The 9,989-nt window shown below is 43.3% G+C and carries 7 protein-coding genes and 1 pseudogene; 5 read left to right on the forward strand and 3 right to left on the reverse strand.

Annotated features, from left to right (window positions below):
• Positions 1-12 precede the first annotated feature (12 nt).
• Positions 13-1,302: an arsenic transporter gene (locus tag JK188_RS05035; protein WP_108478033.1), complete on the reverse strand. Its 1,290-nt coding sequence runs from the start codon at positions 1,300-1,302 to the stop codon at positions 13-15.
• 45 nt (positions 1,303-1,347) lie between these two features.
• Entirely contained in the window at positions 1,348-1,668 is a 321-nt protein-coding gene (locus tag JK188_RS05040) for a metalloregulator ArsR/SmtB family transcription factor (RefSeq protein ID WP_211885801.1), read from the reverse strand.
• Positions 1,669-2,015: 347 nt separating this feature from the next.
• On the opposite strand from JK188_RS05040, the gene JK188_RS05045 reads away from it, so the two are divergent.
• Positions 2,016-2,603: a LysE family translocator gene (locus tag JK188_RS05045; RefSeq protein WP_211885803.1), complete on the forward strand. Its 588-nt coding sequence runs from the start codon at positions 2,016-2,018 to the stop codon at positions 2,601-2,603.
• A gap of 47 nt (positions 2,604-2,650) precedes the next feature.
• Here JK188_RS05045 and JK188_RS05050 read toward each other — a convergent pair whose 3' ends face one another.
• Positions 2,651-3,547 (reverse strand): LysR family transcriptional regulator, encoded by an 897-nt coding sequence (locus JK188_RS05050; protein WP_211885805.1) that lies wholly within the window; start codon positions 3,545-3,547, stop codon positions 2,651-2,653.
• Positions 3,548-3,926: 379 nt separating this feature from the next.
• Between JK188_RS05050 and speG the strand changes: the two genes are divergently transcribed.
• The 4 genes and pseudogenes from speG to mgtE all read left to right on the forward strand — a co-directional run.
• A complete protein-coding gene (speG, locus tag JK188_RS05055; protein ID WP_211885811.1) occupies positions 3,927-4,472 on the forward strand; it encodes a spermidine N1-acetyltransferase in 546 nt (181 codons plus the stop codon).
• A 69-nt stretch (positions 4,473-4,541) separates the two neighbouring features.
• Positions 4,542-6,611, forward strand: coding sequence for a polyphosphate kinase 1 (ppk1, locus tag JK188_RS05060; RefSeq protein ID WP_154603637.1), 2,070 nt, complete (start codon positions 4,542-4,544; stop codon positions 6,609-6,611).
• Between the two features lie 4 nt (positions 6,612-6,615).
• Positions 6,616-8,148, forward strand: a complete 1,533-nt coding sequence (ppx, locus tag JK188_RS05065; protein ID WP_211885813.1) for an exopolyphosphatase — start codon at positions 6,616-6,618, stop codon at positions 8,146-8,148.
• A 386-nt stretch (positions 8,149-8,534) separates the two neighbouring features.
• Positions 8,535-9,815, forward strand: a pseudogene (mgtE, locus tag JK188_RS05070) (magnesium transporter); the annotation flags it as partial.
• Between the last annotated feature and the right edge of the window lie 174 nt (positions 9,816-9,989).

Genomic DNA, 9,989 nt, shown 5'->3' on the forward strand with positions numbered 1-9,989 from the left:
ATCAATATCTCATTACAAAGTGATAGATAGCCGCCACGCTAGCGCGACCAGAGTAAAAAATAACACTGGTAGGGTCATGATAATGCCGGTACGGAAATAATACCCCCACGTGATTGTCATATTTTTCTGAGCCAGTACATGAAGCCATAACAGTGTAGCAAGACTGCCTATCGGGGTAATTTTGGGGCCTAAGTCGCAACCAATCACATTGGCGTAAATCATTGCCTCCTTGATGACACCAGTTGCAGCACTCCCGTCTATCGACAGCGCTCCAATCAGCACCGTCGGCATATTATTCATCATCGACGATAAGAAGGCGGTCAGGAAGCCAGTACCGAATGTCGCAGCCCATAAGCCTTTATCCGCCAGTATATTGAGTACGGAAGAAAGATAGTCAGTGAGTCCAGCATTACGTAGACCATAGACAACCAAATACATACCCAGAGAAAAAATCACGATCTGCCAAGGCGCACCACGAAGCACTTTCCCAGTATTAATGGCATCTCCCCTCTTGGCTACCACTAGCAATACCACTGCGCCAATAGCTGCTATCGCGCTGACAGGGATCCCCAGTGGCTCCAGAACAAAAAAACCAACTAGCAGGAACAGCAAAACAACCCAGCCAGCCCTAAACGTTGCAGGATCCTTAATCGCACTACTAGGAATTCTCAGCAAGGAAACGTCATATCTGGCAGGGATATCACGACGAAAGAAGAGATGCAGCATAACCAGCGTGGCAGCAATAGCCGCCAAATTCACAGGAACCATCACGGAAGCATACTGCGTAAAGCCCAGACCGAAGAAATCTGCTGAAACAATATTGACTAGGTTAGAGACAATCAGAGGTAAGCTAGCGGTATCAGCGATGAATCCTGCCGCCATGACAAATGCCAGTGTTGTTCCCTGACTGAACCCCAGAGCGAGTAACATTGCAATCACAATCGGTGTTAATATCAATGCAGCACCATCGTTTGCAAACAGTGCAGCAACCGCGGCGCCAAGCAGAACAATCCAGGTAAACAGCAGACGACCGCGCCCGTTTCCCCAGCGGGAAACATGCAATGCAGCCCATTCAAAGAAACCAGATTCATCTAGCAGCAAGCTGATGATGATGATCGCAATGAATGCTGCTGTAGCATTCCAGACGATATGCCAGACGACGGGAATATCATCAAATTGGATCACCCCCGTTCCCAAAGCAAGCACGGCTCCAATACTTGCACTCCAGCCAATACTGAGTCCTCTTGGTTGCCAGATGACTAGAACCAACGTCAGTATAAAGATGCTTCCAGCAAGAAACATTTCCAGACTCCTTTATATATGTTTATGCGCATATAATTAAACTTATCAGCAAGACGTACATGCGGATTTTTTCAAGCGTTCACGTATATCATCGCGCAAGCAGTGCCATGCCGTCGTTATTGTTTCACTCGCCCATGCGGGAATATGAGGTGAGAGACGATAGTGAATCCATTTACCTTCTCGACGATCTAGTACCAGCCCAGCCTCACGCAGGATAGCCATATGGCGAGAAATTTTAGGCTGTGATTCAGTAGTAACCACACATATATCGCATACGCACAGTTCACCCGATTCCCGGAGAAGCATAACAATGGTGAGACGAGTTTCATCCGATAAGATTTTAAAAAGCTGAACAGGTTGTAGCATTGTTTACTCCGTTTAGCACGCCAAACACATATGGCATACCATATGTGTTTATTTTGAAATCATCAAAACATCTCGTAGGAGCAAACGTAATTATGGCTTGGTTCTGCGCATAAAGTGAGCACGTAAAGCGAATGACAAGACCTTGCTTTTCAACCCCCTGAAAATACGATGGTATTGTCTGATCGATACATGAAACGATAATGTGGAAAAATCAAATACACCTTTAAAGAAAACCGACTTAATTTAGCGTTTTTATTTCTATAACCTATAAAGACTACAGAAACTCAACCGGGTAATAAAAATTCGGTATATTTTTTATTGTGCGTTAATAAGAACGCGGAGAGAAAATGATTCTAATCTTTACTATGTTTATGTTTTCCTTAACGATGTCAATTTCACCAGGTCCTGTCAATATGGTCATTGTCTCTTCAGCGGCAAGCCATGGCGTTAGAAGAACTCTCCCATTTGTTTCAGGCGCCACAATCGGATTTACGTTATTACTTATATTTATCGGATTTGGTTTCTACACAGTCATCGATAAGCATCCACTGTTCCTCAAATACCTCAATATTACTGGATCAGCGTTTATAATATATATCGGTTATAAAATTGCCTCATCTCAGCCTGAGTTAACTTTGAATAAAGTTGATATCCCAAGTTTTACCCACGGTTTTTTGCTTCAATGGCTCAATCCAAAAGCTTGGATAGCTTGCGCTTCAGGGATTGCCTTGTTCTCTGAATCATCAACGCAAACTACACTAATAACCTTTATCATGATCTACTTTCTTGTGTGTTATTTCTCGTTGACTGCATGGGCTATTCTTGGGGACAAAGTTTCAATATTACTGAATAGCACCCAGAGAATTCGCATTTTTAATTTTTTGATGGGGGGAACATTAATTATTACAGCATGCTATCTGCTTTATTCCCAATAACTCAAATTGTCAGTTTCCATTAATACGCTAATCATTCAACAATTCAATCAATCCAATTGATGAGACTCAAACGCATTATAAAGCTTATTAATCAATGTGTAAGCAATACTGCTAGTCGATATATTGGGAGGCCAAATTGCATAAACTTTAAGCGGCTCTAATGACCACTCAGGGAGTACCTCTTGCATCTCTTCACGTTTAATGTCTCCTCTGCAGAGATAGAGGGGAGGTGCGGTTAGACCCACTTGCTGTTTTGCAAGGGCGTAGGCAGCCTCAACATTATCGACATTAACAGTTGGTGTGTACTTAATTAAAGCTACCTCCCCATTTTTGTGCTTAAATTCTCGAATACTCTGCCGCATAGTTAAACCAATCCAAGGCATTTTTTCTAAGTCCTTAGGATGGTTTACTGGCTTGTAATTTCTGAGAAATCGCTTAGATGCTACAACTTGTCTAGGCAATACAAAAAGATGTCGAGATTTGAGTGAACTGTCCGGAAGTTCCCCAATCCGAAATGCAACATCAATACTGTCCGCAATGATGTCTTTGCGTGTATCACTATAAGAAATATTCAGGCAAGCATCTGAATATTCTTTTATAAAATCGGCAAGATGATGAGTAAAATCACTATTTAGAAAAACAGCGGGAATAGAAATATTCAACTTATTTGTTGTTGAAATGGCACGTTGCTTAAACTCAATAAATCCCTTTTCATACAACTCAAGCATGGAATTTGCTGTCTCAAGTAATTTGGCACCATCATGAGTTAGAGAGAGTTTTCGGGTATTTCGATATAACAATGCACTTCCAAGGTTTTTCTCAAGTTTAGATAAATGAGTACTTGCCGTTGCAGTAGTGAGCCCTAAAGCGTCTGCCCCTCCTGAAATTGAGCCTGACTCCACAATTTTTGCAAAAACAATCAGGTAACGGATATCATCTATCATTTATATACCTATGGACATGAATAAACTCTCAATTTGATATTCATCATACTATCGTATTCTACACCTAATTCGAAATGGCTATATTTTTATAAATAACACCAAAGCCTATCCTCTGAGAGCGATTCATCAACGCCCACTCATGGTACAAAGCGACCACACTGACTAGATTAATATCACAATCATCTCAGTGTACCGCTAACTACATGCTAATCACTCCCCCTTAAACCAACTAATCTTCGACAAACTCACCCTCCCCCTGCTTTCTGTCATTATTTTATTGCAAATAAGTGGTATCCTTATTACAGCGCTAAGTAATTAATTTTCTAGTTGATACTTTCGCCATAAATAGTTTTATAATTAACAACAATCGAGGTGTTTTATGACGACCGGGCAAGCTCATCTGTTTAAGTTGCGCCCACTTGAGCGTGAAGACTTAGCTTTCATCCACCAGCTGGATAATAACGCCAATATTATGCGTTATTGGTTCGAAGAGCCTTATGAGGCATTCGTTGAGCTCAGTGATCTTTACGATAAGCATATTCATGACCAATCCGAACGCCGCTTTATTGTCGAATCTGACAGTGAAAAAGTCGGTTTAGTCGAGCTGGTTGAAATTGATTATGTTCACCGTCGTTCTGAATTCCAGATTATCATTGCACCCCGCTATCAAGGCAAAGGGTATGCAAGCCGCGCTGCAAAACTGGCCATGGACTACGCCTTTTCAGTGCTCAATTTGTACAAACTTTATCTGATAGTCGATAAAGAAAATGTCAAAGCTATCCATATTTATAATAAACTCGGCTTCCACACAGAAGGCGAGCTGATTGATGAATTTTTTGTTAATGGTCGCTACCACACCGCAATCCGTATGTGTGTGTTCCAGCACCAATATTTTGCAATGAAACAGCAGTCTGAAAACACGTAAATAACGCAATAGAAGTCAAAGGTAATAATCGGTTTTTATCAGCATTAACCAGTCGAATACGGAGCAACAATGTCCCAAGAACGCCTCTATCATGAAAAAGAGCTCAGCTGGCTCTCTTTTAACGAACGAGTTCTCCAAGAAGCCGCGGATAAGCGGAACCCTCTTATAGAACGAATGCGTTTTTTGGGCATTTACTCCAATAACTTAGATGAATTCTATAAAGTCCGTTTTGCGGATGTTAAGCGCCGTATCTTAATCAATGAAGAGCGCGGTTCCGCCAGCGGTGCCCGTCATCTACTCAAACGAATTCAGTCTAAAGTGGCCAAACAAGAGCAAGAGTTCGACGTTCTCTACAACGACCTGCTCCTTGAAATGGCACGTAACCAAATATTCTTAATTAATGAGCGTCAAATTTCACCTCGTCAGCAAATTTGGTTGCGCCAATACTTTCGTCAAAATCTACGCCAACATATCACGCCAATTTTAATCAATCGTGATACTAACTTAGTGGAATTTCTGAAAGACGATTACACCTACCTCGCCGTTGAAATTATTAATGGTGCTGAAGTGCAATATGCTTTATTAGAAATCCCATCGGATAAAGTTCCGCGTTTTGTTAATCTCCCGCCAGAGATGCCAAAGCGCCGCAAATCAATGATTTTGATTGATAATATCCTTCGCTACACCCTCGATGAAATTTTCAAAGGCTTCTTTGACTACGATAAGCTCAACGCCTATTCCATGAAAATGACCCGGGATGCGGAATATGATATCGCCACGGAGATGGAATCTAGCCTGCTGGAAATTATGTCATCCACGTTAAAACAGCGCTTAACAGCTGAGCCTGTTCGCTTTGTTTATCAACGTGATATGCCCGATGAAATGGTCGCGCTGCTACGAGAAAAACTGGGGTTATCAAGTGATGACTCGGTGATTGCGGGGGGACGTTACCATAATTTTAAAGATTTTATTAACTTCCCAAATGAAGGAAATAAAAACTTACTCAACAAACCGCTACCGCGCTTACGTCACCGTTGGTTTGACAATTTCCGTAACGGATTTGATGCCATTCGCGAACGCGATGTGCTGCTCTACTACCCGTATTACACCTTCGAGCACACATTAGAATTGCTGCGCCAAGCGTCGTTTGACCCGAATGTGTTATCCATCAAAATCAATATTTACCGTGTGGCAAAAGACTCACGCATCATCGACTCGGTGATCCACGCCGCCCACAACGGTAAAAAAGTGACCGTGGTAGTGGAGCTGCAAGCGCGTTTTGATGAAGCCGCCAATATTCACTGGGCAAAACGCCTGACTGAAGCGGGTGTCCACGTTATCTTCTCCGCGCCGGGGCTTAAAATTCACGCCAAATTGTTTATTATCTCCCGAATGGAAGAAGGACAAATTGTTCGCTATGCCCATATCGGTACGGGTAACTTTAACGAAAAAACCGCTCGTCTCTACACCGATTACTCATTACTCACCTGTAATGAGCAAATCACCAACGAAGTGCGTCGAGTATTTAGCTTTATTGAAAATCCGTATCGCCCTGTGACTTTCGATAATTTGATGGTGTCTCCACAAAATACACGCACCAAAATCACTGAATTAATTGACCAAGAAATTGCGAATGCTGAAGCTGGGTTACCTAGCGGCATCACGCTGAAAATTAATAATTTAGTCGATAAAGAACTGACCGATAAACTTTACGATGCTTCCAATGCGGGCGTTAAAATTCGCTTGTTAGTGCGTGGTATGTGTTCACTTGTCTCAGGGCAACAAGGTTATAGCGAGAATATCCAGGTCACCAGTGTGGTGGACCGATTCTTAGAGCATGACCGCGTTTATGTCTTTACCAACGCCGGTGATGAAAAAGTGTTTATCTCCTCCGCCGATTGGATGACCCGCAACATCGACTACCGTATCGAGGTCGCCGTTCGTTTGCTGGATCCACGACTTAAACAGTTGGTTTTAGATATCCTCGAATTACAGTTCAGTGATACCGTCAAAGCCCGCTTTGTTGACAAAGAACTCAGTAATCATTATGTTCCCCGCGGCAATAAGCGCAAAATTCGCGCTCAATTAGCTGTTTATGAATTTTTAAAAGCACTCGAAATGCCTGAAACAAGAGCTTGATACTATGCCAATTGCCAGTTCATCTACCCCAAGACCGCAAGAAATTGCAGCGATTGACTTGGGTTCAAACAGTTTTCATATGGTTATTGCGCGTATTGTCAATGGAGCACTACAAGTTCTAACCCGTTTAAAAAAACGTGTTCATCTTGCTGATGGGCTGAGCGATACCAACGAACTCAGTGAAGAAGCCATGGAGCGCGGCTTAGCGTGTTTATCGCTATTTGCTGAGCGTCTACAAGGTTTCACGCCTGATAACGTCTGTATCGTCGGTACCCATTCATTACGAGTCGCCACCAACGTTGAAGAATTTCTACGCCGAGCCAAAGCCATTATCCCCTACCCGATTGAGATTATTTCAGGACAAGAGGAAGCGCGTTTGATTTTTATGGGCGTTGAGCACACGCAGCCGGAAAAAGGACGCAAACTGGTTATCGATATTGGCGGTGGATCTACGGAGCTGGTGATCGGTGAAAAATTTGAGCCGATTTTAATTGAAAGCCGCCGTATGGGCTGCGTTAGCTTCGCGCGTCACTATTTCCCTAATGAAACGATTTCCCCAGATAATTTTAATCGCGCTTATTTAGCCGCCTGCTTAAAATTGGAAAGCACCGCTACCCTGTTTAAGAAGCAAGTTTGGGACGTCGCAATGGGAGCATCCGGCACCATTAAAGCGGCACATGCGGTGATTGTAGAGATGGGCGAGCGTGATGGCATTATTACCCGTGAGCGCCTCGAAAAAATCAAACAAATAGCATTGAAGTATAAAACATTTAAATCACTAGAAATTCCGGGACTTTCTTCTGATCGTAAACAAGTTTTTGTACCGGGCTTAGCTATCTTAATTGCAGTGTTTGATTCCCTCGAAATCAAAGAATTGCGACTCTCCGACGGTGCCTTACGTGAAGGCGTTCTCTATGAAATGGAAGGTCGCTTTCGCCACCAAGATATTCGTCAACGCACCGCATTAAGCCTTGCCGAACACTATAATATCGATCGAGAACAAGCTAAACGGGTTTTGAAAACCATGGAAGAGCTGTATTATCAGTGGCGCCAGCAGAACCCTAAACAGGCCAACCCGCAATTAGAATCCATTTTAATTTGGGCGGTTATGCTGCACGAAGTGGGATTAAGTATTAACCATAGTGGCATGCATCGCCACTCCGCTTATATCTTACAAAACACCAACTTACCAGGATTTAGCCAAGAGCAACAATTGCTATTAGCGACATTGGTTCGTAATCATCGTCGTGCCATTAAATACGATGAAATACCTAAATTTAACTTATTTAAACGCAAGCAATTTATGCCGTTGATACAGATTTTGCGCTTATCTATCTTATTGAATAATCAGCGCCAATCGACAACGACGCCTTCAACTATGCGCATTGAAACTGACGATGGTCATTGGACACTTTTCTTACCTGCGCAGTATCTCGCCCACAATGCGTTAATGCTGCTTGACCTTGAAAAAGAAAGTGCCTACTGGGAAGAGGTTCCAGGCTGGAAACTCACCATTTGCGCAGAAAATGAGCCATAGGCTTATATGACTCAAAAATGAATATGATTTAGAAAATAGAAATAAAAAATAATGAGTTGCGGTCAGTGTTGTTTTGTTCTTCTTATTCGAAATATGAACAGATTTGATATTTTTTTGGGATCAGCGACAATACTGGGTAGAAGTTTCGTCACCTCGCAGGCGAATTAATTTAAAGCGCTTCGGCGCCGAATGGTTTAAGGATTAACATGTCACAAACTGCTTTTTCAACTGATGCGGCACCAATAATCAATCCGCATTCACAAAGACTGGCGTACATCCGCCAGCAAATACTGACGTTATTCATGGAAGACGAAGAGTTTGTTCACGCTCTTGTCGAGAAAGACCAACACGTCAGTATGGATGATAAAGCATTTAGTGAAAAAATTAGCACAGTTAAAGAACTGCTTGTTGACCTCCACACCGCGGATATCGCCGATATCCTTGAAATGCTACCGTACGACGAGCGTCTCGCACTTTGGCGCTTAGTCGACAACAACGAACGCGGTGAAGTATTGGTTGAGGCCTCCGTCTCTGTTTGGGACAGCCTGATTAAAGATATGTCAGATCGAGAACTGCTGCGAGCGGTTGCTGGCTTACATGTGGACGAACAAGCGTATATCGCCGAGCACTTGCCCCGCGATACCATGCGCCGTCTCCTCACCTACTTAGACCCAAGCTTACGCAGCCGTATTCGTGAAGTTCTCCAATACGCCAAAGACAGCGTTGGGCAGATGATGGATTTCGAATTCGTCACCGTGCGTTCAAATGTCACCCTAAAAACAGTACAACGCTATCTACGCCAACGGGGAAAAATTCCTGAAGCAACGGATAAAATTTTCGTTGTCGATAAAGATAATTATCTGCAAGGTGAATTACCCCTAACCACCATTTTGATCCAAGCGCCAGAGCGTATTGTTGCGGACGTGATGAAAACCGATACCGTCACTTTCTTACCCGATGAAAAAGGGGAAGATGCGGCAAGCGCGTTCGAACGTTACGACTTAATTTCTGCCGCCGTTGTGGACAGCAATGGCTTGCTGATGGGGCGTCTAACCGTTGAGGACATCGTTGATAATATCAGCGAAGAAAACGACAACAGCATCCGCCGTATGGGGGGGTTAAGCCCTGAAGAGGACGTATTCGCCCCTGTTGGTCAAGCGGTTAAAACCCGTTGGACATGGCTTGCCATTAACCTATGTACCGCATTTGTTGCTTCCCGCGTTATCGGGGTGTTCGAAGATACCATTTCACAGTTAGTTGCCCTCGCAACATTAATGCCAATCGTGGCGGGTATTGGTGGTAATACCGGTAACCAGACTATTACGATGATTGTCCGCGCCATCGCATTACACCAAATTCAGAACGGTAGCTTCTCCTTCCTGATGGTCAGAGAGCTCGGAGTCGCTTTTATTAACGGGGTGGTTTGGGGCGGTATTATGGGCGTCGTCACCTACCTTCTCTATGGGGATCTTGCCATGGGCGCCGTGATGACCCTTGCGATGGTGCTCAACCTCTTGATGGCTGCCATCATGGGTGTTCTGATCCCATTAATTATGATTAAGATGGGTAAAGATCCTGCTATCGGCTCTAGCGTGATGATCACCGCAATCACTGATACTGGTGGTTTCTTTATCTTCTTAGGGTTAGCTACCCTGTTCTTAGTTTAACAGCCAACCCGCGTACTTTGCCTTAAGCCAGGTGCGCGGGTTTATAAAAAGCTGCTATTTCCTGCAAAACCTCCTAATCCTACTAAAATAGAAATCACTGACAGATCATATCCGCGAGTATTATTTATTTAAATAGCCTTATCACCTGCAAATTAATTATATTATTTCTGTCTC

The organism is Providencia sp. JGM181, from assembly GCF_018257375.1.
Classification (GTDB): domain Bacteria; phylum Pseudomonadota; class Gammaproteobacteria; order Enterobacterales; family Enterobacteriaceae; genus Providencia; species Providencia lanzhouensis.

Bases quoted from the DNA above. Each gene is read 5' to 3' on its own strand.
- speG (WP_211885811.1), top strand. From the start codon at position 3,927: ATGACGACCGGGCAAGCTCATCTGTTTAAGTTGCGCCCACTTGAGCGT.
- ppk1 (WP_154603637.1), top strand. From the start codon at position 4,542: ATGTCCCAAGAACGCCTCTATCATGAAAAAGAGCTCAGCTGGCTCTCT.
- JK188_RS05040 (WP_211885801.1), bottom strand. From the start codon at position 1,668: ATGCTACAACCTGTTCAGCTTTTTAAAATCTTATCGGATGAAACTCGT.
- JK188_RS05045 (WP_211885803.1), top strand. From the start codon at position 2,016: ATGATTCTAATCTTTACTATGTTTATGTTTTCCTTAACGATGTCAATT.
- JK188_RS05035 (WP_108478033.1), bottom strand. From the start codon at position 1,302: ATGTTTCTTGCTGGAAGCATCTTTATACTGACGTTGGTTCTAGTCATC.
- JK188_RS05050 (WP_211885805.1), bottom strand. From the start codon at position 3,547: ATGATAGATGATATCCGTTACCTGATTGTTTTTGCAAAAATTGTGGAG.
- ppx (WP_211885813.1), top strand. From the start codon at position 6,616: ATGCCAATTGCCAGTTCATCTACCCCAAGACCGCAAGAAATTGCAGCG.